General features: G+C 56.8%; 23 protein-coding genes and 1 other RNA gene. 21 read left to right on the top strand and 3 right to left on the bottom strand.

Annotated features, from left to right (window positions below; genetic code table 11):
- The first annotated feature begins 137 nt into the window (after positions 1-137).
- The 15 genes from glf to ssrA all read left to right on the top strand — a co-directional run bounded on the left by glf (position 138) and on the right by ssrA (position 12765).
- Positions 138-1325: a UDP-galactopyranose mutase gene (glf, locus tag L6762_RS02390; protein WP_135013292.1), complete on the top strand. Its 1188-nt coding sequence runs from the start codon at positions 138-140 to the stop codon at positions 1323-1325.
- An 18-nt stretch (positions 1326-1343) separates the two neighbouring features.
- Positions 1344-3347 carry a glycosyltransferase gene (locus L6762_RS02385; protein ID WP_237185396.1) on the top strand — a complete coding sequence of 668 codons (2004 nt, stop codon included), beginning with the start codon at positions 1344-1346 and terminating at the stop codon, positions 3345-3347.
- Positions 3344-4225, top strand: coding sequence for an ABC transporter permease (locus L6762_RS02380; protein ID WP_237185395.1), 882 nt, complete (start codon positions 3344-3346; stop codon positions 4223-4225). The genes L6762_RS02385 and L6762_RS02380 overlap by 4 nt, the downstream gene beginning before the upstream one ends.
- Positions 4226-4230: 5 nt before the next feature.
- Positions 4231-5007, top strand: a complete 777-nt coding sequence (locus tag L6762_RS02375) for an ABC transporter ATP-binding protein (RefSeq protein WP_237185394.1) — start codon at positions 4231-4233, stop codon at positions 5005-5007.
- A gap of 315 nt (positions 5008-5322) precedes the next feature.
- Positions 5323-6567, top strand: coding sequence for a CpaF family protein (locus L6762_RS02370; protein ID WP_135013296.1), 1245 nt, complete (start codon positions 5323-5325; stop codon positions 6565-6567).
- Positions 6564-7418, top strand: a complete 855-nt coding sequence (locus L6762_RS02365) for a type II secretion system F family protein (RefSeq protein WP_237185393.1) — start codon at positions 6564-6566, stop codon at positions 7416-7418. The genes L6762_RS02370 and L6762_RS02365 overlap by 4 nt, the downstream gene beginning before the upstream one ends.
- Positions 7415-8350 (top strand): type II secretion system F family protein, encoded by a 936-nt coding sequence (locus L6762_RS02360; RefSeq protein ID WP_237185392.1) that lies wholly within the window; start codon positions 7415-7417, stop codon positions 8348-8350. Before L6762_RS02365 ends, L6762_RS02360 begins: the two co-directional genes overlap by 4 nt.
- A gap of 63 nt (positions 8351-8413) precedes the next feature.
- The gene (locus L6762_RS02355; protein ID WP_237185563.1) at positions 8414-8611 is read left to right on the top strand and encodes a hypothetical protein; all 198 of its coding nucleotides are present in this window, start codon (positions 8414-8416) and stop codon (positions 8609-8611) included.
- Positions 8612-8620: 9 nt separating this feature from the next.
- Positions 8621-9007, top strand: a complete 387-nt coding sequence (locus tag L6762_RS02350; protein WP_237185391.1) for a TadE/TadG family type IV pilus assembly protein — start codon at positions 8621-8623, stop codon at positions 9005-9007.
- A complete protein-coding gene (locus L6762_RS02345; RefSeq protein ID WP_237185390.1) occupies positions 8988-9446 on the top strand; it encodes a pilus assembly protein TadE in 459 nt (152 codons plus the stop codon). The genes L6762_RS02350 and L6762_RS02345 overlap by 20 nt, the downstream gene beginning before the upstream one ends.
- Complete coding sequence (locus L6762_RS02340; RefSeq protein WP_237185389.1) at positions 9443-9934, top strand: pilus assembly protein TadG-related protein; 492 nt, start codon at positions 9443-9445, stop codon at positions 9932-9934. Before L6762_RS02345 ends, L6762_RS02340 begins: the two co-directional genes overlap by 4 nt.
- Positions 9935-10015: 81 nt before the next feature.
- Positions 10016-11140 (top strand): peptide chain release factor 2, encoded by a 1125-nt coding sequence (prfB, locus tag L6762_RS02335; protein WP_237185388.1) that lies wholly within the window; start codon positions 10016-10018, stop codon positions 11138-11140.
- On the top strand, positions 11137-11631 hold the full coding sequence (gene smpB, locus L6762_RS02330; protein WP_135012007.1) for an SsrA-binding protein SmpB: 495 nt from the start codon (positions 11137-11139) through the stop codon (positions 11629-11631). The genes prfB and smpB overlap by 4 nt, the downstream gene beginning before the upstream one ends.
- Before the next feature lie 26 nt (positions 11632-11657).
- Positions 11658-12239 carry a DUF4190 domain-containing protein gene (locus tag L6762_RS02325; RefSeq protein WP_237185387.1) on the top strand — a complete coding sequence of 194 codons (582 nt, stop codon included), beginning with the start codon at positions 11658-11660 and terminating at the stop codon, positions 12237-12239.
- A 150-nt stretch (positions 12240-12389) separates the two neighbouring features.
- Positions 12390-12765: a transfer-messenger RNA gene (gene ssrA / locus L6762_RS02320) on the top strand.
- 64 nt (positions 12766-12829) lie between these two features.
- Here the strand turns inward: ssrA and L6762_RS02315 are convergent.
- Complete coding sequence (locus tag L6762_RS02315; protein ID WP_237185386.1) at positions 12830-14206, bottom strand: MFS transporter; 1377 nt, start codon at positions 14204-14206, stop codon at positions 12830-12832.
- Positions 14207-14348: 142 nt separating this feature from the next.
- Between L6762_RS02315 and L6762_RS02310 the strand changes: the two genes are divergently transcribed.
- The 6 genes from L6762_RS02310 (at position 14349) to L6762_RS02285 (ending at position 21427) form a co-directional block, all read left to right on the top strand.
- Positions 14349-15554: a PucR family transcriptional regulator gene (locus tag L6762_RS02310; protein ID WP_237185385.1), complete on the top strand. Its 1206-nt coding sequence runs from the start codon at positions 14349-14351 to the stop codon at positions 15552-15554.
- Positions 15555-15641: 87 nt separating this feature from the next.
- On the top strand, positions 15642-15851 hold the full coding sequence (locus L6762_RS02305) for a hypothetical protein (RefSeq protein ID WP_336603579.1): 210 nt from the start codon (positions 15642-15644) through the stop codon (positions 15849-15851).
- Between the two features lie 158 nt (positions 15852-16009).
- Positions 16010-16531 carry a DUF4190 domain-containing protein gene (locus tag L6762_RS02300; protein WP_237185384.1) on the top strand — a complete coding sequence of 174 codons (522 nt, stop codon included), beginning with the start codon at positions 16010-16012 and terminating at the stop codon, positions 16529-16531.
- Between the two features lie 233 nt (positions 16532-16764).
- Positions 16765-19497 (top strand): GNAT family N-acetyltransferase, encoded by a 2733-nt coding sequence (locus tag L6762_RS02295; RefSeq protein WP_237185562.1) that lies wholly within the window; start codon positions 16765-16767, stop codon positions 19495-19497.
- A gap of 72 nt (positions 19498-19569) precedes the next feature.
- On the top strand, positions 19570-20193 hold the full coding sequence (locus L6762_RS02290; RefSeq protein WP_237185383.1) for a DUF5998 family protein: 624 nt from the start codon (positions 19570-19572) through the stop codon (positions 20191-20193).
- Between the two features lies 1 nt (position 20194).
- A complete protein-coding gene (locus L6762_RS02285; protein WP_237185382.1) occupies positions 20195-21427 on the top strand; it encodes an alkaline phosphatase family protein in 1233 nt (410 codons plus the stop codon).
- 33 nt (positions 21428-21460) lie between these two features.
- Here the strand turns inward: L6762_RS02285 and L6762_RS02280 are convergent, their stop codons facing one another.
- Positions 21461-21637, bottom strand: coding sequence for a hypothetical protein (locus L6762_RS02280; RefSeq protein WP_237185381.1), 177 nt, complete (start codon positions 21635-21637; stop codon positions 21461-21463).
- 450 nt (positions 21638-22087) lie between these two features.
- The gene (locus tag L6762_RS02275; RefSeq protein ID WP_237185380.1) at positions 22088-22468 is read right to left on the bottom strand and encodes a hypothetical protein; all 381 of its coding nucleotides are present in this window, start codon (positions 22466-22468) and stop codon (positions 22088-22090) included.
- Positions 22469-22577: the final 109 nt, after the last annotated feature.

Raw genomic sequence — 22577 nt, 5'->3', positions numbered from 1 at the left:
CCGGTACTTTTGTTATTAACTGTGTTTACCTTGCGCGCAAGGAACACACCGAAGTTAAGCTTCTACGCTGTAGTAGCAGAGCACGGTTGCCAGACTCCCCACGATAGCTGTGCAACCCCTAACAAGGAGTAAGTTAAGTGAACGCTGATCTCGTAGTCGTAGGCTCTGGCCTCTTTGGCCTCACCATTGCAGAGCAAGCTGCTACCCAGCTTGGCCTCAAGGTAGCCCTGCTCGACCGCCGTCATCACATCGGCGGTAACGCATACAGCGAAAACGAAGAGAAGACAGGAATCGAAGTTCACCGCTACGGCGCCCACCTCTTCCACACCTCTAACGAACGCGTCTGGGAATACGTCAACCGCTTCACCGGCTTCACCAACTACACCCACCGCGTTTACACCAACCACAACGGTATCGTGTACCCCATGCCCATCAACCTGGGCACTATCAACCAGTTCTTCAACGCCGCCTACTCACCGGCAGAAGCCAAGGCCCTGATCCAGGAGCAGGCCGGTGAACTCGCAGGAACCGACCCCAAGAACCTGAACGATAAGGGGATTTCCCTCATCGGGCGTCCGCTCTACGAAGCCTTCATCAAGCACTACACCGCAAAGCAGTGGCAGACCGACCCCGCTGACCTGCCCGCGTCCATCATTTCCCGCCTGCCCGTGCGCTACAACTACGACAACCGCTACTTCAACGACAAGTACGAAGGCCTGCCCGTCGACGGCTACACCGCCTGGCTTGAGCGCATGGCAGCCCACCCCAACATCGAAGTTCACCTCAACACCGACTTCTTCGAAGAAGGCCACGAGTACTCACGTTCCAAGGTTCTCGGCCAGGTCCCCGTTGTCTATACCGGCCCCGTAGACCGCTACTTCGACTACGCCGAAGGTGACCTCTCCTGGCGTACCATCGACCTCGAAGAAGAAGTCCTTGACATCGAAGACTTCCAGGGCTGCTCGGTCATGAACTACCCCGACGCAACCCACCCCTTCACCCGCATCCACGAGTTCCGCCACTTCCACCCCGAGCGTGACTACACCAAGGACGCTACCGTCATTCACCGCGAATACTCACGCTTCGCAGAAAAGGGCGACGAACCCTACTACCCCATCAACACCGGCGCTGACCGCGAAATGCTCCTCAAGTACCGCGAACTCGCTGGCGGAGAGCAGAACGTGCTCTTCGGCGGACGCCTGGGCACCTACAAGTACCTTGACATGCACATGGCTATCGGTGCTGCACTCTCCATGTTCGACAACAAGCTCCGCCCCCACTTCGAAAAGGGCGAAAAGCTGGTATCTGGCGGAATCGAGGCCTAAAGAATGAGCGTGAAAAATATGGCTGATATGAAAACACTTCAGCGGGTAATCCTTCCTGAAGCAGTCCAAACTGACGTCATACCTCTGTACATCGACAGCGGTAGCGCAACCGGCGTGCAACTTCCCACTCGTCTGGATGGAGACGCGGCCAAAACCATCGAGAAGGCGGCCGCCCAGCAAGAGCTAAAAAACGAAAACGCAGCAGGACCTGTAGCTACCACTTCTGATGTTCTAGGTCGTCGTTCAACCCACCTAGCAGCAGGTAAAACTGTTTCATTTGGAACCTACTTCAATGCTTTCCCCGCTTCGTACTGGAGACGGTGGACTGATTTGAAATCAGTGACCCTGAGAATCACCACTGAAGGTGCGGGCATGGTCGTGGTTTATAAATCGAATGCCCGTGGCGTAATTCAACGTGTTGATGCCAAAGTACTTGAAGGCGCAGAAACAGTAACTTTCGACCTGACGCTAGCTCCTTTTGGAGATGGCGGCTGGTACTGGTTTGACCTTACTGCCACCAAGAGCGACCTCACCCTGGTTGAAGCGGACTGGTTTGGTGATATTCAGCCACGCCTGGGAGAGGCTGGCGGTAAAGCTACTGTACAGATTACAACTATGAATAAGGTACAGTACTGCATCGACAACATTCGTTCCCTGGGCAATAACCTTGATGCTCTCGAGACTGTTAAAGAGATTCTGATTGTTGACCAGGGTACCGAGAAGGTGCAGGACCACCCGGACTTTGAAGAAGTAGTTGCTCCTCTTGCGGGTAAGTTCCGCATCATTAATCAGGCAAACTTAGGCGGTTCTGGTGGCTTCGCTCGCGGCATGTTTGAGTCAGTAAACAATGGTTCAGATTACGTCATGCTGCTGGACGACGACGTCGTCGTTGAACCCGAGTCGATTCTGCGTCTCATCACTTTTGCTGATTACTGTAAGAACCCCACTATCGTGGGCGGTCATATGTTTGATATGTACGATCGTTCGGTTCTGCACGCATTCGGTGAAGTTGTGAACCCCTGGCGTACCTTTTATGATAAGCCGCACGCAGACATGTCGCTTGGTCACGACCTCGGTAGAAATAACCTCCGCAGTACCCACTGGATGCACCGTCGTGTAGACGTTGACTATAACGGCTGGTGGATGTGCCTTATCCCGACCGAAGTTATCAATAAGATTGGGCTTTCCCTTCCCTTGTTCCTGAAGTGGGATGACGCTGAGTATGGTCTTCGTGCTAAAGAAGCAGGAATTGCTACGGTGTCGTTCCCAGGCGCAGCTTTGTGGCATGTATCGTGGCAGGATAAGGACGACTCCGTTGGCTGGCAGGCTTACTTCCACGAACGTAATCGACTCATCACGGCTTTAATTCATTCTCCCTTTGAAAAGGGCGGATCAGTTTTACGCGAGTCGCTCTTCTTAGATGTTAAGCATGCTCTCTCCATGCAGTACTACACCGAAGAAGGTCGTCTCATGGCTATCGAGGACCTACTGTCTGGCCCTACACACCTGCATCCTTCGCTCAGTGAGCGTTTACCCGTAATCCGCGGTAAGGTGAAGGATTTCAAAGACGCCCAGCTCAAGTCGAACCTCGATGACTACCCGCAGCCTAAGACAACTAAACCTCCGTTCAAGGGGCGCCGTAACTTTAGTTCGCCTGGCTACCAGAAGCTGATTCCTTGGACTATTTCTACCGTGGGACGTCAGCTCTTTAAGCCTGTTGATGATCTGGCAAAAACAAATCCTCAGATTCAGCTGAATTACTCAGAGAATCGTTGGTGGACTGTTTCCAAGTTCGATTCGCTTCTTGTCACTAACGCAGAAGGCACCGGTGTCTTCTGGTATCAGCGTGATCCCAAGAAGCTGCGCGAAAATTTGGCTCGTGCTTCGAAACTGCATGCACAGCTCTTTAAAAACTGGGCTGATTTGCGAAACCAGTACCGCTCTGCTGCTGCCGAAGTAGCATCCTATGATGCCTGGGCTAAAACCTTCCAGAAGCATACGGAGTCTGAGCTGACCCGATGAATAAACAAGTAACTCCCCCTCTTTCCCCTCCTGGTCGCGGTAGGGGGCTCCGTGACGTCTTTCAAAATCGTTACCTTCTAAGGCTACTTGTCGATAAAGAAATTCAGGTTCGCTACCGCGGATCTGTCTTGGGTATCCTCTGGTCGTACATCAAGCCGGGGGTACAGTTTAGCGTCTTCTATATTGCGATGGGATTATTCCTAGGCCTTGAAAGAGGCATGCAGAACTACGCTATTTATCTGTTCTCTGGAATGATCGTTATTAACTTCTTCTCTGAAGGGTTCAGTAACGGTGCTAAGGCAATGGTTGTGAATGGAGCTCTTATTAAGAAGATTTATCTTCCGAGAGAACTCTTTTCAGTCTCGACAATCTGGGTAGCTTTAATTCACTTTTTGCCTCAAATCGTGGTGCTTTTGATAGCTTGTTTCTTTGCAGGGTGGAGCCCGGACCTCAAACAGTTGGGGGCTGCACTTGTGGCCATGATTATTATTATGGTTTTCTCAGCAGGACTTGGCCTTATCTTTGGTGTAGCTAATGTGTTTTTCCGGGACTCGGAAAACATCGTAGATATGCTCTTGATGGTCGCTACCTGGTTCTCTCCAGTGCTGTACTCATGGACTATGGTGCGGGACACCTTATATTCGTGGGTTATCACTGTTTATCTGATGAACCCTCTTACCGTTGCTGTTGAGCTCTTCCACTATGCTTTCTGGATGCCTACCCTGTCTGAAGAGGCTTTGGCTCTACCTACCTCGCAGATTCCTCCGCATCTTCTTACCCTGTGGGTACCTGTTGCCCTGGGTGTTTCTCTCGTGACCCTGTTCCTCGGTGACTTACTCTTCCGTAAGCTAGAGGGCAACTTCGCCCAGGAGCTCTGATTTACGTGGATATCAAGAAGTTTGATTTACCACCCGTGGCAGATAATGCTCCTGTGGTTATCAAGGTTGAGTCTCTAGTGAAGCGCTTTGTGCTGCGCCATACTCGGTCGATGAAGGAGGCCTTTGTCTGGCTGATGAAGGGCCGTAAGGGGGACTTGAATGAGAAGTTCAATGCTCTTAACGGGGTTTCCCTGGACATCCGCGAAGGCGAGCGCGTTGCCCTGCTGGGCTATAACGGTTCGGGTAAATCTACCCTGCTCAAGCTGATTTCGGGTGTGATGCACCCGGATGAGGGCAGGGTATTGACCGGCGGACGCATCGCTGGGCTTATCGAGGTTGGAGCAGGTTTCCACCCCGATTTGACCGGGCGTGACAACGTATATCTGAACGCTGCCATCCTTGGTATGAGCAAGGAACAGATTGAAGCAAAATTTGATGAAATTGTTGAATTCTCTGAAATTGGCAACTTTATCGATACCGAGGTTAAGTTCTACTCGTCGGGTATGTACCTGCGACTGGCTTTTGCTGTAGCTGTTCATACTGATCCGGAGATTTTCTTAGTGGATGAGATTCTGGCTGTGGGTGATGAACCTTTCCAGAAGAAATGTATCGCTAAGATTCGAGATCTGAGTGCTGAAGGGAAAACCCTGGTTGTGGTGAGCCATGACCTTGATTTGGTGGCAAAGATCTGTGAACGCGGAGTGGTCCTGGATCATGGCTCTAAGCAGTTCGATGGCCCTATTGACGAAGCGATTGAATTCATGAGGGCAAAATCCCACTAAGGGAGCCTTCCCCAAAAATGCCCACAAGCTAGATAGCTTGTGGGTATTTTTGTGCGTTGTTACTAGTCAGTAACTAGTTGTGTGTCAAAACATTACGTTTATCCGTAGTAGGTTTGAGGTGCTGTGGAAAAACTTTAGCCTTCATGCGTTATGGCTTGTCAGGTGCAACTTCATTGCATTCTTGGTGGCTGGGTAAAGGCGTGCGGGGCACAGTTATCCACAGGGTAGCCCTGGGGTGTTTGATTGTTTTACCTAATCAACTGTATCTTGTTTGGTAATTCATCGACTGATCGCAATGGAGCGTAAGGGGGACAGATGTCTATAGCGCAAGCAGAAGAGCTGGTTGAAGCAGACGTGCGTGACTTGATTCGCCGAAGCAGTATCGACCCACTCGTACAGCAGGTGGAAGCCAAGGAGCTCATCCAGCAGGCCATTGCTGAGTACGAGCGCCAGATGCTACGGGGTGTAGTGCCGCGACTTGAGAATGCTGACTCCCTGATCAGCTCCCTTTTCGACAAGGTATGCGGCTTTGGCGAGATTCAGCAGTATCTTGATGATAGCTCTGTTGAAGAGATCTGGATTAACGCTCCGGACGAGATTTTTGTGGCTCGTGCTGGAGAGTCTGAGCTCACCGGGCTTACCCTGAGCGAGGAACAGATTCGTGCGCTGGTAGAGCGTATGCTCAAGACCTCGGGACGACGTCTTGATTTGAGCACACCTTTTGTCGACAGCTCCTTGCCGGACGGTTCTAGGCTCCATGTAGCTATTCCTGATGTTACCCGCCGTCATTGGGCCATCAATATCCGTAAGTTTATTGCGCGAGCAACTCGCTTGAGTGATTTGGTTAAGCTGGGGTCTCTCAGCCTAGATGCGGCAAAGTTTTTAGATGCAGCCGTGGCCAGCGGGTTAAATTGCCTGGTCTCTGGTGCTACTCAGGCTGGCAAAACAACCATGTTGAACTGTCTGTCAGCATCTATTGGCATGCGGGAGCGCGTTATTACCTGTGAGGAGATTTTTGAGCTCAAAATTCCCCTCCGCGATGTTGTGAATTTGCAGTGCCGTCAGCCCAACCTGGAAGGGCACGGCGAGATTCCGCTCCGGCGCCTAGTGAAAGAGGCTTTGCGTATGAGACCCGACCGCCTCATCATTGGTGAGGTGCGCGAAGCTGAGTCTCTTGATATGCTCATCGCGCTCAACTCCGGGCTCCCGGGGCTTTGTACTATCCACGCTAACTCAGCTCGCGATGCAATCACGAAGATGTGCACCCTTCCACTCTTGGCCGGTGACAACATTTCGAGTTCGTTTGTCGTCCCCACCGTGGCTTCTTGCTTTGATTTAGTGGTTCACTGCGACCGTAATCTGCGGGGCAAACGGCAGGTACGAGAGATTCTTGCTGTTGGTAACCGGGTCGAAAACGGGGTAATTGAAACCAGCACACTGTTTAGACGAGAAGGTGACCAGCTGGTATGTGTTGCTTCTGAGGTGCCTTCGCCTGAGAAATTTATTCGTGCTGGCTACGCCCCTGAGACCCTTCTTAACTGCGAGGGAGCACTGGCATGAGTGCTTTATTCGGGCTGATGTTCGGTATCGGCGCCCTCTTAATCTATATGTCCTTTTGGGAGCTCCCCGCTAAGGAGAAAAAAGAACGAAAAGCCCCAGCGATACAACAGCTGCTGCGCCAGGCAGACCTAGAAAAGTTCACGGTAACTATGTTTTATATGGTTTCTGCTGTAGCTGCTCTTGTTGCAATGGTGCTGACCTTCGCGTTGACCTCACTGGTTCCTCTGGCTGCCCTGGCTGCGGGCGTTGGGTTCTTTAGCCCTCGGTTAGTGGTTAAGCATCGTGCTGCTCAGCGGCAGGCTCAGTTGCGGGATTTATGGCCGGATGCGGTGGACCATCTGCGGTCAGCAATCCGTGCAGGTTTGTCGCTTCCGGACGCTCTCATGCAGCTTCAGTACCGGGGGCCAGAGCCCCTGCGTCCGGCTTTTACTAGTTTTGCTTCAGACTACCGTGCTAGCGGGGAGTTCCTTCCAGCCCTCAATCGTCTTAAAGACCGCTTGAGTGACCCCACCGCTGACAACATCATTGAGGCTCTCAAAGTTACTCGTGAGGTGGGTGGAACTGATTTAGGTCGTCTTCTGGGGACTTTGAGTGCTTTCCTCCGCGAGAATAGCAGGACACGCTCTGAACTTGAGGCTCGACAGTCGTGGACGGTTAATGCTGCCCGCCTTGCCTGTGTTGCTCCCTGGGTCGTCCTGGGCCTTATGGCTACCCAGCCCAGCACTATCAGAATTTATAACAGTTTTGCGGGTTTCCTAGTGTTAGCGAGCGGCCTAGCCCTGACCATCATCGCCTACAGGCTGATGATGCGTATCGGTGCTCTGCCGGAAGAGAAGAGGGTGCTGGCATGAACTTTTCCCTTCTCCTCGGCCTTTTCCTAGCGGCAGGAATCTGGCTGGTACTTTCGAGTATCTGGACCCAGCGCCGTGAGAGCTTTGCAGACCGTATAGCGCCTCAGCTTCGTGCGGCGGAGCTTAAAAAGAACCGCCCGGACGCACCGTATAGCACGCTACCTGAAGGTATTTACGGGGCGAGCGCTGCCCTCCTTGCGCCGTGGGTTGAAAAGCTGTACCGGAGTCTCGGTAAGTCTAGCTTTGATACGGTGGCCCTCGAAAAACGACTTACCCAGCTAGGTGGGAATCTGACAACCGCAGAGTACCGGGTGCAGCAGGTGCTCTGGAGTCTCTTGGCAGCTACTCTCTGTATTTGTTTGGTGGCTGTGGGGCTCGCCCAAGGGACGGTAAGTTTTGTGCCGGGAGTCCTGCTGATTGTTCTGGGCGCCTGTGCTGGCTTCCTTGCACGCGACTATTGGCTGTCTCAGCAGATTGCAAAACGGGAGAAAGCCATGCTGGCTGAATTTCCTGCTTTGGCAGAGCTCATGGCCCTATCTGTTACCGCTGGGGAATCTGCCATCGGGTCGCTTGAACGGGTGGTGCGGAGTTCGCAGGGAGAGCTTTCTCGCGAGTTCCAAACTATTCTCGCGATGACTCGTTCCGGGGAGTCCCTTGTGGTCGCTCTGCAAAGTTTTTCGCAGCGTACCTCGGTAGCAGCCCTATCCCGTTTTGTGGATGGCCTGGTCGTAGCTATCGAGCGTGGCACGCCCCTGGCAGATGTCTTGCGGGCTCAGGCCCAGGACGTCCGCGATAACGCTAAACGAGAGCTCATGGAAACTGCGGGAAAGAAAGAAATCGGGATGATGGCCCCCGTCGTTTTTCTGATACTTCCGCTCACCGTATTGTTTGCGATGTTTCCTGGCCTTTCCCTACTGAATCTTAACTTCTAAACCCGCCCGCTTGGGCACCTTCTATCACACTCATATTCAAAGGAGAATCCCATGAAGAAGTTCATGACCGACACCTACCTCAAGGCCCTTCTCACTATCTTTGCGCCTCTGACAAGCCAGGACGACCCTGAGCGCGGGGATGTGCCTGGCTGGGTAATGATCACGATGATGTCCGCGATACTCGTGGCCGCTATCTTGGTGGTTGCCCAGGACGCCCTCGTCAACATGTTCAATAACGCAATGGCAATGATTAACCGCTAGGAGAGCCACATGAGAGCTATGCCCCCTGAGAAGGAGAGAGGCAATGCAACGGCGGAGTTCGTGATGGTATCTGCCTTAGTTGTCATACTTTTTCTAGGCGTTTTACAGGTTGCTTTCGCGCTGTTCACCCGTAACGTGCTGCAGGACGCTGTATCTCAGGGGGCCCGCTATGGGGCCATGCTCGATAAAACACCGGCTGACGGAGAAGAACGCACCCACGAGCTACTGTATTCGGTGCTGCCTTCCCACTACTCAGCAACGATTAGCAGTTCTGTTACCCAGTGGCAGGGGGCGGACGCCGTGCAGGTCACCGTGGTTGCCCCGGTGCCCCTCATCGGTCCCTTTGGGGTAGCTGCCCAGTGGGAGGTGAGTGGTCATGCTGTGGTTCAGCGATAAACGCGGTGATAGAGCCGTAGACACGCGAGAGGCAGACGACCCTGAGCAGGGCAGTGCTCTTGTTGAGTTTATTGGACTGGGTGCCCTGTTGATGGTGCCCACGGTCTATTTTCTGTTATCAGTCTTTTCGATGCAGTCGGCTGCTTTTGCAGCTTCTAACGCTAGTGCCCATGCGTTGCAGGTGATTCAGTTTTTGCCACCGGAGCAGCGTACCCAATCTGCTGTGCAAGCGGTTGCCGCTTTGACGGCTAGCGACTTTGGTTTAGAGGCCGAAACCATTACTGCCACGCTGAGCTGCGAGGACGTCTGCGCCCAGGGCGAGCGAATGACGGTAGATGTCACTGTCGAGGTTGGGCTGCCTCTGGTGCCCTGGCCAGGGGCACCGACTCTTGCCACTATGACCTCACAGGCTGTGAGTTGGGGAGGAGACTACTCATGACACAGATTAGACAGACCCAGCTTCAGCGGAGGCCGTGCCATGAGGCCACCGAGCGCGACGCTGAGCGGGGCAGCGTCCTCCCCCTCATCGTGGGGTTGTGCCTGGTACTTCTGCTGGTCGCTTCCACAGTCGTTGGAGTAAGTTCCGTCTATCTTGAAAGACAGCGTCTACAGTCTTTAGCCGACCAAGCGGCAACGTCCGCTGCTCAGCGTATTGAAGGCATCACCGCGGTGGGGGAGACCCAGGCCCAGGTGACCCTCACCAGTGCCGGGGTGCAGGCGTCCGCTCATACCTTTCTGCAAGAAAGCGGTGCTGGCACCGACTTTTCCCACCTGACCTTAAACCCCGCAACCGGGGCGTCGGGAAACAACACTGCGGTTATCGTCCTTTCTGCCAGGGCCCACCCGCCCTTACTCTCCGTTGTGCTACCTGACGGCGTCGATATCACCGTTACCGGACGGGCGCGCGTCATCACCACCCAAGACTAGAATAGAAGCGCTCTGCCCCGTCAGCGCAAAACAGGGGCAAAACCGGGCGCTTGCCATCGTTTTCAGCTAGGGTTAATAGTCATGGCTACTTTAGATTTTTCTGCCCAGATCAAAACCCTGCGCTCAACCTACGCCTCCATCGAAGAGGTCAGCGACGTTGAGCAGCTGCGCGCTACCATCGCAGAACTCTCTGAAGCAGCCGGCGCCCCCAACCTCTGGGACGACCCCGACGCCGCCCAAAAGGTCACCTCCCAGCTCTCCCACAAACAGGCCGAACTCGATAAGCTCGTTAAACTAAGCCAGGCCATCGACGATCTTGAGGTCATGGTAGAACTCGCCGACGAAGAGGGCGATGCTGACACCCTTGCCGAAGCAGAAACCGAACTGCAGGCTATCGAAAAGCGCCTAGCAGAGCTCGAAGTAATCACCCTGCTCTCGGGTGAGTACGATCAGCGCGACGCCGTCGTGACCATCCGAGCAGGAGCCGGTGGTGTGGATGCCGCCGACTTCGCAGAGATGCTTCTGCGCATGTACCTACGCTGGGCCGAGAAAAACGGCTTCGACACCACGGTGATGGACACCTCCTACGCTGAAGAAGCCGGCCTTAAATCGGCAACCTTTGAGGTCAAAGCCCCCTACGCCTTTGGGCGCCTATCTATCGAAGCGGGAACCCATCGTCTGGTGCGCATCTCTCCCTTCAACAGCCAGGGCAAACGCATGACGTCCTTCGCTGCGGTGGAAGTCCTCCCCCTCATCGAGCAGACCGACCACATCGAAATCCCCGAGTCCGAACTCAAAATCGATGTATTCCGCTCCTCAGGGCCCGGCGGTCAGTCCGTGAACACCACGGACTCCGCCGTCCGTATGACCCACATCCCCACCGGCATCGTGGTCTCCATGCAGAACGAAAAGTCCCAGCTACAAAACCGAGCCGCAGCACTGCGCGTCCTGCAATCCCGCCTTCTCTTGCTCCGCAAAGAGCAAGAGGACGCCAAAAAGAAGGAACTTGCCGGTGACGTCAAAGCCTCCTGGGGTGACCAGATGCGATCCTATGTGCTCAACCCCTACCAGATGGTCAAAGACCTGCGAACCAACTATGAAGAGGGAAACCCCAGCGCCGTATTCGACGGTGCGCTCGACGGTTTCATCGATGCCGGCGTGCGGTGGCGCGCGGCAGAACGACAGAAGAGGAAGAACGAAGAATAATCGTGGCTAAGAAAAAAGTAACGAAAGAAGACCCGAATAACCACACCATAGCGTCCAACCGCCGCGCTCGCCATAACTACAACATCGTAGAGACCTGGGAGGCAGGGCTGGTGCTTATGGGCACCGAGGTTAAATCCCTGCGCGATGGGGGAGCCTCAATCACCGACGGCTTCTGCCAGATGTACGGCAATGAGCTGTGGCTAGAGGGCATCCATATCGCTGAATACGGGCGCGGCTCCTGGACCAACCACGCAGCCCGTCGCCGCCGTAAACTGCTCATGCACCGCAGCGAAATCAATAAGATCGCTCAGAAGCTCAAGGAAAGTGGTTACACCGTCGTGCCCCTCAAGCTTTATTTCAGCAAGGGGCGCGCCAAGGTAGAAATTGCCCTGGCCACCGGTAAACGCGACTACGACAAGCGCCAGGCCCTGCGTGAGCGTCAGGACAACCTCGAAGCCCAGCGCGCTATGCGCTATAAGAACCTGGGCTAGCCTAACAACCTACTCGAAGGAGAGAAATGACCACCGGAAACAACAAGGAAAACCCCTACGGCGATTACGTGCCCGGGCAGTACAGCTCAGGTTCCACAGAGCAGGGAAACGGGGACTATAGCCAGCAGGCTAACAGTGCTTCCTCACAGCCTAACTACACACAGCCCAACTACTCACAGCCTACCTACGGCCAAGCAGATTACAGCCAGCAGCCTGCCAGCTACCCGTCCTACGGGTATGACGCTTACGGCCAGCAGGTAGCCTCAGCACCTAAGGGGCTAGCCATTACGTCGCTGATTCTAGGTATCCTATCTTTCCTGAGCGGCTGGGTCATTCTGGGCGGTATTTTGGGTATCGTTGGCCTGGTGCTGGGCATCGTTGCCCTGCGTAAGACCAAGACCGGTGGCGGCGGCAAGGGGCTGGCTATCACCGGCATCGTATTTAGCTCCCTGGGCATTCTTATTTCCCTGGCAATGCTGGTGTTCTTCGGCTGGATTTTCTCGGCCTTCGGTGAGTGCATGGCCTACTCTCAGGACGAGGTTCTCATGGAACAGTGCATTAACCAGCAGCTGGGCCTTGACGTCACAGATTCAAGCAGCAACGTCTAATCAACCTGCCAGCTGGCTCTTTACAGCATGGAGAGCCAGCTGGTAGACTGGTACATCCGAGCTAATTGGGCCGGTATCTTTCACCGATGAGTTGCGACTCGAAAGAGCACTGGAAAACGCTTAGCTTGGCGTTCTTTGATAAAAGAATATGGGGATGATCGGTTTCGACGATGTGAGTTGAGATGGATGAAGCGTGCCGAGGACGCAGGGTTATCTCGTTAACGCCCTCTGCAAAAAAATAAGTGCAGAATCTAAGCGCACTGACTTCGCACTCGCTGCCTAATAATCCCAGCGATGCAGTCTGGTAGCCTGAGCTTGCCTTTGGCTCAGCCCCTACCATCAGTTTAAAAGGCCACTGCTGCCCGTCCTTGTCGTAGGGCCGGGTGGGACTTTTATACGGCTAGGTTAGGCCTTGTAAGTGTTTGCGCAAGCAAGGTAGCCGAAAACACCGCTTTCACAAACTGCGCACGGAGAAGACCCGTTGACGCCACATCGGACCGGGGTTCGATTCCCCGCATCTCCACAGTATTGAGGCCCTCCGCCCGGGTAATCCGGGCGGAGGGCCTTTTCTGTATCTTCACGAAGGGGCGTTACTTCTTAGGCTCGACCGTGGGGATAGATGAAGTAGCAACCTTCTCCATGAGGTCAGCATCGGCATCTCGTACCCGCTGATAGTTTTTCTGGGTGGTAAACGCCGCGGCAAGGAATGAGAGAACCGCGCACCCGATGAAGAAGTACATGGGCGAGGTAATGTCGCCGGTTGCATTGACCAGGTAGGTGGCTATGAAGGGCGCGGAGCCACCGAAGACTGCAACGGGAATGTTGTAGCCCATGGAAATGCCGGTGGCGCGAATGGACGTGGGAATCAGGTCGCTCATCACCGCGTAGGGGGTTGAAGAGTAGAGGCCAAAGAGCACGCAAATCACCATAAAGGGCAGGAAGATTTCGGACGGCGTTGAGCCGGGGGCCGTGGTGAAGTACCAGTAGAGCGCGGGTATGGTGAGCGCAGAGGTTGCCATGAGGAACCAGCGCCGGCCGAAAACGTCGGTAATCAGGCCGCCCAGGGGCATGAGGGAGGCCGCCGTTAGACCGCCGATGGTGATGAACCAGAAACGGGTATTAGCTGAGAATCCTAGGTCCTTGACGAAGTAGGTGGAGGAGTAGGTCAAAATAAGGTAGAACATGCTTGCCAGCAGGGCGATGGAGCCTGCGACCAGGGTGATGTTGAGTTTCCACTGGAAGGTGGCGCGGATGGGGCGCTTCTCCTGATGGCCTGATTCTGAAATTGCCTCAAACTGGGCGGTGTCTTCCAAGCGGGAGCGGATGAAAGCTGCGATGAGGCCGAGCGGGCCTGCAATGATGAAGGGAATACGCCAGCCGTATTCCTGCATGGCAGCATCGCCCAGGATTGAGGCAAGGCCGTTGGCTACGATGGAGCCCAAGATAAGGCCTGAGACTGCGATAGTCATGAGTAGCGATGTGGCTAGGCCGCGACGTTCGGGGCCTCCATATTCGGCGACGTAGGAAGTGACGGTACCGATTTCACCGCCCGCAGAGAGCCCCTGAAGGCAGCGCGCCAGGATCAGCAGAGCTGGGGCTATAAAACCGATGGTTTCGTAGGTGGGGAGCAGGCCAATCATGAAGGTGGAGCCCGACATGAGGAACATGACCAGGGCCATGGTGTTTTTGCGTCCGATGCGGTCACCGAGCGGGCCGAAGACGAAGCCACCGAGGGGGCGCATGAAGAAGGAAAGCGCGAAGGTGGCAAAAGAGGCGAGCAGGGCTACTGCCGGTGTGTTGGCCGAGAAGAAGGCCGCGCCTACGTAGATGGCGACGAAGCCGTAGACGCCGTAGTCGTACCATTCGATGAGGTGCCCGGAGACGGCCCCGATAAAGGCTTTGCGCTTTTGCTTTGTGGTACGTACCGGCTGCATCACCTTTTCTGCTTTGAAGATTGCTTCTGTCATCTTTGGTTCCCTTGGTGTTGTTTGTGCGGACGCCCCCTGTGCGGTAGGCGTTGCACTAACACTAATAATGTGATTTACATCATGGCAATGTAGGTTTTTTCATTACATGTTGTGCTTGTGTGTAATTTCCTACAATGGTGATATGAGTGAGATACCTTACATTAGGCTGGATGTATTGCTGCAGTCTTTAGCGGTGGAAAAGGACGCCCTGGTGGTGGGGGCGGTTGGTGCTGTTGTTGATGAGCTTCTTGAGTATCGTGCTGTGCCCCGCGAGGAGCTAGTTGAGAGCGTAGCCGGTGTTTTTGATGCGGCTATAGCCTGCTTGGGTAATTCTGCTTCTGTTGACGAGGTGTTGGGTGAGGGGGTGGGGAGCCTTTATGCGGTTGCTCCGCGCCGAAAATTGCAGGGGGTTTCTTTGGCTTCAGTCTTGAGGGCGCACCGTTTGGCTCTATCTGCAACCCAGAGTAGGTTGGCGCAAATGGCGGATGATTCTGGCTTGCCTCTTGAGGAGCGGTTGCGGGCGATGGGTGTGATCTGGGAAGTGGGTGAGTGGTTTATGGTTCAGGTTGCTCGTGACTATGAGCCTGCGCAGCTTGCCGAATCTGAGCGACGAGGGGTTGAAAAGCGAGATTTCTTGACTCGTCTTTTCCAGGGGTCTTTGAGCGCTGCGGAACAGCAGGTTCGCTCGAGTGGTTTGGGGTTACCTGGCGATCAAGAGTATCAGGTGGTTTTGGGGCGCGGGTTTGCGCCATGTGATTGGGTATCTGGGATTGAAGGAGCTTTTTCGTCGTTGCATGCGCCGGCTCTTGCTGATGACGTTGAGGGAGGTCTGGTGGGTGTGGTTCCGGTGCTGGAGAGTGTGGACGCTGCCACCTCCCGAGCGGGTGGCTGGCAGGAGCTTCGCGGTGGAGTTTTTGCTCTTGGGCGTCCTGTTCACATGGGTAATCTGGCGGCGTCGCTGGAGGAAGCTCGAACTGTCTTGGCCTCATTAGAGCCGGGTATAGCGGGGTGTTTTGATGTGCGCAGCCGAGGGTGGCGTCTGGCTGTTGCTTGTATCCCTTGGCTGGGGGATCTTCTAGGACAATCTTTAGTGGAGCCTCTGCATGATAGTCGCGGCGTTGGGGAATCTTTGCTGGTATATGTATGGGCGTTTTTGGAGCATGGTCGTAGTTATCGTGATGCTGCCCAGGCTCTTTATGTCCATGAGAATACTTTGCGTAATAAGGTTGCAAAATTTGAGCAGATAACCGGCCGTAGTCTGAGTGATATTGATACCTGTATCGAACTAATGTGGCTGCGGCACGACATGGCCCTGAAAGGTGCTCTTAGTGTAGGTGATTCAGTCTGAAGCATTTCTTGAGAGGGCTACCATGTCATGCCTTGCCGGGCTTGTAGCGATTCTTGCCGCTATCGTCATGCTGACTGGGGTGCCACCGTGTGGGTTGCAGCGAGCAACCAGCTCGCAGAAGAACTTCAGACCTGCCGCAACCTGGTGATGGACGCTTCTTTCTTGCGCGCTTCTCTCTTCACCTCGGTTGTTTCCTTTGGTGTATCAGCCCTGGTCATGGGACTGGGAGTTGTACTTGGTTTTATTGGTGCCGCCCTGCTCAAAATTGCTCCGAAAAAGGTAGCTGTTACCGCCTAGTTCTCTGAGTAGCAGCAAGTTCCAGCCCCGTTTCTTCGCCTCTATGCGGTGAGTAGAAGCGGGGCTGTTGCCTAGATTACGAGGTGACGGTGCTGGTAAGCTGACCATAAGATAAGGCCCAGTAGCGGGCCAATGGTTTTAGGAAGAAAGAGGACGCCGTGAGCACCCAGCCCCCCGCTTACCCCCAGCCGCAAGTACCCGCGGGCACAGGCGTCCTTCTGCCTCCTGTTCTGGACTACGAAACCCCGGGGGAGCCTGCCCAGTACCGGGTACCAGGCACCCACCGCCGCCCCTACGGAGAAATGGTGCGGGATAAGCGAGGCCGTGGCTACTACCAGGCTGTCATGGCTCTATCGGTGGGCGTGGCGAGCTGGCTTGTAGTGCTCATGGCGGGCGTTTTTGCCCTGCTAGCTCTCATTCCTGCGGTGGCAGCTATCGTGCTGGGTATCAAAGCCTTACACGCTCGCAAGCGTAACCCGCGCACCCGCTTTCATGGGCAGACAGCCGGTATGGCCTGGGGCGGCATTGCCCTGGGCATTCTCTGCATCCCGGTGGCGGTCTTCTTCTACTTCATGGCGAGCTGGTTCCTGAACGGGGCCGAAACCGCAAACTGCGAAATCACCCACGCCGGGGACGAAGAGGCTATCACCCGCTGTATCGAGAGCAACACCAGCTACTAAAAATGAGTGGGAGCCTGCAGCGACTCTTATTCTTCCACTAATCATCGAGAGGGCCCATCGCAACCATGGGGCTGTGAGCTCCACCTCAATCGCGTTATGATGGGGGAAAGCGCCCCCAGCATGCCCAGGAGCACCCCGTGACTGAATCAGAAGCACCCGCAGGCCGCTACGAGCAGGACGGCCACGCCCCACGTTTCACCCCGGCTGACCCAGCCCACCCCACAACCGACGAAATCCCCTTCATCTACCCGGCCCACTGGGAGGCGGACGTCGTCCTGCGCGACGGAGCCACCGCCAACCTGCGCCCCGTCGTCCCCACCGACCGGGCAGCCCTCGAAAAAATGTACGCGGGCCAGTCAGAGCGTACTATCTACCTGCGTTTCTTCACCCACAAACCTACCCTGAGCGACAAGGAACTGACCCGGTTCACCACGGTGGATCACAATAACCGGGTCGCCTTCGTCATCATGCTGGGTGATGAAATGATCGGCATCGGCCGCTACGACCGCACCCACAACCCCACCGAAGCCGAAGTGGCCTTCATGATCTCTGATGCCCACCAGGGGCGCGGCATCGGGTCAATCCTGCTAGAACACCTCGCAGCAGCTGCTAACGAACGCGGTATCGACAGGTTCAGCGCCGAAGTCCTGCCCCAGAACCGCAAAATGCTCAACGTCTTTACCGACGCGGGCTACGAGATTTCCCGCGAATTCGAAGACGGCCTGGTCATGGTCTACTTCAACATCGACCCCACCGACCGCTCCCGCGGCGTGATGGAAGCCCGCGAACACCGCGCCGAAGCCAAATCTATCGCCGAGCTCCTTGCCCCCGACACCGTTGCCGTGATCGGTACAGCACCCCGCTGGGAAGCCAACGGCCACAAGGTCATTAAAACCCTGGTGGCAGGTGGATTCACCGGCACCCTCTACGGCGTCAACGAGGATCAGCTACCTGCCGGTGAGGTGCCCATTTACCCCAGCATCGGTGAAGTACCGGCCCGTGTAGATTTAGCTATTATCGCCGTCCCCATCGCCGAGGTAGCCGCAGCCGTAGAAGCCTGCGGCGAGGCGGGCGTCCGCGGCGTCCTCATCTACACCTCCGGCTACGCGGACGACGGGGCCCGCGGCCGCGCCCGCCAAAAAGCCCTGGTGAAATCAGCCCGTAGCCACGGTATGCGCGTCATCGGCCCTGCCTCCTTCGGGCTGCTGAACAATAACCCTGGCGTCCGCCTTGATGCCACTATCAGCGCCCAGGACCCCAAGCCCGGCGCCCTGGGTCTTTTTAGCCAGTCCTCAGCTATTGGCGCCATGTTCTCTAACACCGCCGTCAAGCGCAATATCGGTGTATCGTCCCTGGTTTCAGCGGGCAACCGCGCCGATGTGTCGGGTAACGACATCATGCAGTACTGGGAAGACGACGAAGCAACCCGCGTCTGCGCCCTCTACCTTGAATCTATCGGCAACCCCCGAAAGTTCTCCCGTATCGCCCGCAGGCTTTCCCGCGTCAAGCCCGTGCTCGTGGCCAAGAACGCTGTGACCGGCCAGCAGCTCCCTCCCGGGCATTCGGGGCGAACCTCCATCGCCCCCACCGAAGCCCTGGACGCCATGTTCAAGCAGGCCGGAGTTATCAGCGCCGAAACCTTCGACCAGGTGCTCGACGTTGCCCAGGTGCTGGTCTCCCAGCCCCTTCCCGCTGGGCGGCGCGTGGCTATCCTCTCCAACGCCTCAGCCCTGGGGCAGATTATCGCCGACAAGTCCGAGGCCCTGAACATCGATGTGCGGGTGACCGAGTCTATGCTGAGGCTCACCGATGACGGTATCGACGGGCTAGAGGTGCTTGAAGACGTGGCAACCAGCGCCCTCGAAGCATCAGATATTGATGCGGCCATTGGCGTCTTCCTTACCGGCGACTCTATCGACCCCAAGGACGTTGCCCGCGTCCTTTACCGTGCAGGCAAGCGTACCGGAAAACCCGTGGTTGCTGCCTTCCCCGGCACGCTCAGCTTTGATGCCGCCCTTCGCGGAATCTGGGAAGACCCGGATGAGCGGACGCCCGCCCCGGCAGAGGGGGACACAGCGGGGGAGAGCGCCCCCCTCCTGCAAGAAGGGCTGCCCTGCTTTGAGTCACCGGGGGCTTCTATCCTGGCTTTGGCAAGCGTCATGGACTATGTGGAGTGGCGCGAGAAAGAAACCGGGGTTCTGGCTACTCCCGAGAACGTCAGCCCCAAGGCTGCGGCCGCGGACATCGCCCAGCACCTGACCCAGGTGAGCGGTGAGAACCTGCTCGATGTACCAGCTTCTGCCACCGAAGAACTCCTTGCCCACTACGGCATTAGCCTGCTGCCCGAGTACGGTTTTGACACCGCAGAAGAAGCGGTTGAGGCCGCTGCCCGGGCAGGCGGCTACCCGGTCGTTTTGAAAACCACAGACGACTTCCTGCGCCACCGCATAGATCTGGGCGGTGTGCGCCTGGGCATTGAAAGCGACGCCGAACTCATCAGCGAAATAGCCCAGATGCACCGCGTGCTTGAACCCTACGGCAGGTTCGACCTCACCGTGCAGAAACAGGCCCCGGCCGGCCAAACAGCGGTACTCACCGGCATCGAAGACCCCCTGATTGGCCCCGTGGTCTCCTTCGGCATGGCTGGGGATGCCACCAGTCTGTTGGAAGACTGGGCCCACCGCATCCCACCGCTGACCGAACGAGATGTCTACAAGATGGTGCGCTCGCCTAAGGCAGCAGCCAAGCTCTTTGCCGACGGCGACCTGCCCCAGGTGCGGGTTGACCTGCTCGAAGACCTCTGCGCCCGGGTAGCCCTGATGAAGGACAACCACCCCGAGATTGCCTACCTTGAGCTCAACCCCGTCCTGCTCTCACAAGAGACCCTCACGGTGGTGGGCGCCAAGATACGCCTGGGCAACCCCCAGCAGCGCACCGATTCTGCCCGCCGAACCATGAGCAGCTAAGCGTGACCTCGTCATGACCTAAGATGGAGGGTAGACCTACTGGCCAGATTCACCCTAGAAAGAGACGCGACGATGAACCTCAGCGCAGCCGAAGCCCTCACCAGGGATATTCAGCAGGCAGGCTTTTACCCCGAGCTCGTCCTCGATACGGTCGATGAAGCCCTGGTGGGGCTGGTGCCTACCTCACACCTGGTTCAGGTAGAGACCCACTTTGACCAGAACGAGGTGCACCGCCACATTACGGTGCTGGTGCTGGCCGGTCAGATGCTCCTGGTCGCCCACCTGGATGATCAGAACCTCGACGAAAGCGGACAGCAGGTTCTTGCCCACGTGTCGGTTGAGACCCTGCACGTGAGCCGTATTCGAACCCTGACCATCAGCTACACCTACCCGCAGCCCCAGCACTACCAGGCCGGTAGCCCCGTCTCAGAAGTCTCGATGCTGATTGCCTGGACGGGCTCCCAGCGCCTTGACGTGCAACCGGCAGACTGCCCCGACCCCGCCTGCGACGCCGACCACGGCTACACCGGCATGGGCCCGCGGGAAGACATGCTCCTGCGCGTGAGCGCCCCGGCCGACGGAGAAGAGGCTACCGCCCAGGCTAGGAGCTTCGCCCGCGCACTGCGCTCTGCCCACATGGCAGCAATGAACCAGGTAGCCGCCCCAGCAGGCGGCTCCGCGCAGGCAGGAGCCTAAGATGAGCATTCTGACCGATTACTGCGGTAACGCCCTACCCACCGAACCCGGCTATGGCGGCAACAACCTAGCTGACCTCTTCGAATCCTGTGGCACCCTGGTCGCCCAGGGGTCTATCACCCCCGACCCGCACCCCTTGCACGGGGCAGGGCGTCACGACCTGCTCGGCCTGGCAGACCGCCTGCGCGCCGCCGGGGTTGACCCTACCCGCTACCGTAGCGTTTGCCTGGTCATGGTCGATGGTCTGGGGCAGAGCTTGCTGAGTGTCTATGGCTCCTACGCCCCCTTCTTGAAGAAGGCCACCCAGCTTGGCCCGATTCACTCGGCCGTCCCCTCAACCACGGTGGCTTCACTCAGCAGCCTGGGAACAGCGACCCCGCCGGGCTATCACGGCATGGCGGGGTACGAGGTGAAAAATCCGGCTACCGGGGCCGTCATGAACCAGCTCTCGGGCTGGGACAAGGCCGTCGACCCCCACCAGTGGCAGCCCCACCCCACGGTCTTTGAGCGCTACCAGAACCACCTGGATGTAGCGACAGTATCGCTGAGCAAGTATGCGGGCACCGGCCTGAGTGAGGCTGGCCTGCGGGGCGGACGCTTCGTGCACGCAGCCGGGTATGCTGCCCGCACCACCCTGGCCGCTAGCCTGCTAAATTCCCGTAAGCCGTCCCTGGTCTACCTCTACTGGGGGGAAATCGATCAGGCCGGGCATAAGTTTGGTACCCGGTCCGACCAGTGGCTAGAGCAGCTTGAAGAGCTCAACCTCGCGCTGAAATCGCTGGCCCGCAGGCTGCCCCCGCACGTGCTACTGCTGGTGACGGCAGACCACGGCATGGTCGATATCGCCCCTGAGAACCGCATCGACTACTCGGGCGATACGGCTCTGCTGGATAACATTGAGCTGACCGCGGGCGAACCCCGCATGGTGCAGCTCTACCTAAAGGACGCCAGCGCTTCTGCCCGCCAAGACGCCCTGGGCCGGTGGGCTGAAGCTTGGGGAGAACAGGCCTGGGTCTTTGACTCAGAAGACCTGTTCGATGCCGGTTATTTTGGTCAGCCGATAACCGACGAGGCCCGCCGCCGTATCGGCGATATTATCGTGGCTGCCCGCGAACCTATCGCCCTCTACGACATGCGGCACTACAAGCCCCACGCCCTGCAGATGGTGGGTCAGCACGGATCGCTCACACTTGAGGAAACACAGGTGCCCCTGTTGATGCTACCCACCGGCTAGAACCGGTGCGGACGCCCGCCCCGCCGCGCGCGGCTAGGGGCCGGTAGTTGCCGCTAGGGTGGGGTCTACGCTACTGCCGTCCGCAGCCGGAGCGCTAGATAGGCTCGCTGCGCTAGCAGTATCGGTAGCGGCAGTTTCAACGGAACGGTCCGGTTCTTCGGCAGGTGCAGCGTCATCAGGAGCTACAACTTCGCCCGGATCAGTAGCCACCTCAGTCGGCTCCAGAACCAGGGTTTCTTCTGCTACCGGCGTCTCTTCTACGGGAGCCGGTTCGGTAGCTTCAATGACTGTCTCAGCTGCTGTAGGCTCAGCGGCCTGCTCAACTATAGGAGCTTCTTCGGTCGGCGCGTAAAGAACACTGCCGGGGGAGACCGGCTCTTCGGTACCGCCGTCTTGTTCCGTGACAGTCGGTGCCTTGGTGTTAAAACTAGGAACGGGTGCCGCCGTTGAACTTTCTGCAGCCGCTGAGCTGGTCTCTGCTACCGTGGGTGTCGGGGTCGCCTCTACCGTGGTTTGTTGAGAGCTTTCGTCGTTGAGGGGTAGTAAGAAAGCGGCGACTAGGGCGATAGCGGCTGCCGTGAGTACCGCGGAACCGATAAAAAAGACCTTTGACCCGATCTTGCGTTCTTCCTGCTCATCTTCCGCATGACGGGGGTTCAGCTAATCACGTTCAGCTGCTGCGGCCGCCGCTGCGGCAAGAGCCACCTGCCTGCGGGCCTCTTCTGCCCGTTCAGCTTCTTTAGCTGCGGCCTTTTCGGCAGCCCTGTCTGCCCGTCGCTCTTCCCGGGTGAGTTTCTCAACGACGTCGCCGTTGCGCATGAGGCCAAAGGCCAGAGAGTCGTCGTCCGTATCTACAACAGTACGGGTGCTCCCGCTATCTTCAGTCACGTACTCGTAACCGTTAGCTAGCGGCATAGCTTCGGTTGCATCATCGGTAGCGCCCTCGGCAGCGGGGGAAGGGAAAGCTTCTGTGGCGTCGTCGGCGGCGGTGGGCTTCTGGTCTTTAGAATCTGGTGACTGGTGGGAACGGGGCGTGGTCACGGTTTCCTTATCAAGTATTTATAAGCCCTTTACCCGTCTGCGAAAGGGGCGCGACATGGGCTGGTGCGGTGAAAATAAGAGAGATTACTGTATCTAGTGTACGCGCTGA

The sequence above is a fragment of the Rothia nasimurium genome (genome assembly GCF_928381705.1).
GTDB classification, from domain to species: Bacteria; Actinomycetota; Actinomycetes; order Actinomycetales; family Micrococcaceae; genus Rothia; species Rothia nasimurium_G.
Note: the sequence above shows the minus strand (reverse complement) of the source record. Positions and strands in the feature narration are given on the sequence as shown.

Bases quoted from the DNA above. Each gene is read 5' to 3' on its own strand.
- L6762_RS02385 (WP_237185396.1), top strand. From the start codon at position 1,344: ATGGCTGATATGAAAACACTTCAGCGGGTAATCCTTCCTGAAGCAGTC.
- L6762_RS02380 (WP_237185395.1), top strand. From the start codon at position 3,344: ATGAATAAACAAGTAACTCCCCCTCTTTCCCCTCCTGGTCGCGGTAGG.
- L6762_RS02370 (WP_135013296.1), top strand. From the start codon at position 5,323: ATGTCTATAGCGCAAGCAGAAGAGCTGGTTGAAGCAGACGTGCGTGAC.
- L6762_RS02365 (WP_237185393.1), top strand. From the start codon at position 6,564: ATGAGTGCTTTATTCGGGCTGATGTTCGGTATCGGCGCCCTCTTAATC.
- L6762_RS02360 (WP_237185392.1), top strand. From the start codon at position 7,415: ATGAACTTTTCCCTTCTCCTCGGCCTTTTCCTAGCGGCAGGAATCTGG.
- L6762_RS02355 (WP_237185563.1), top strand. From the start codon at position 8,414: ATGACCGACACCTACCTCAAGGCCCTTCTCACTATCTTTGCGCCTCTG.
- L6762_RS02350 (WP_237185391.1), top strand. From the start codon at position 8,621: ATGAGAGCTATGCCCCCTGAGAAGGAGAGAGGCAATGCAACGGCGGAG.
- L6762_RS02345 (WP_237185390.1), top strand. From the start codon at position 8,988: ATGCTGTGGTTCAGCGATAAACGCGGTGATAGAGCCGTAGACACGCGA.
- L6762_RS02340 (WP_237185389.1), top strand. From the start codon at position 9,443: ATGACACAGATTAGACAGACCCAGCTTCAGCGGAGGCCGTGCCATGAG.
- prfB (WP_237185388.1), top strand. From the start codon at position 10,016: ATGGCTACTTTAGATTTTTCTGCCCAGATCAAAACCCTGCGCTCAACC.
- L6762_RS02325 (WP_237185387.1), top strand. From the start codon at position 11,658: ATGACCACCGGAAACAACAAGGAAAACCCCTACGGCGATTACGTGCCC.
- L6762_RS02315 (WP_237185386.1), bottom strand. From the start codon at position 14,206: ATGACAGAAGCAATCTTCAAAGCAGAAAAGGTGATGCAGCCGGTACGT.
- L6762_RS02310 (WP_237185385.1), top strand. From the start codon at position 14,349: ATGAGTGAGATACCTTACATTAGGCTGGATGTATTGCTGCAGTCTTTA.
- L6762_RS02290 (WP_237185383.1), top strand. From the start codon at position 19,570: ATGAACCTCAGCGCAGCCGAAGCCCTCACCAGGGATATTCAGCAGGCA.
- L6762_RS02285 (WP_237185382.1), top strand. From the start codon at position 20,195: ATGAGCATTCTGACCGATTACTGCGGTAACGCCCTACCCACCGAACCC.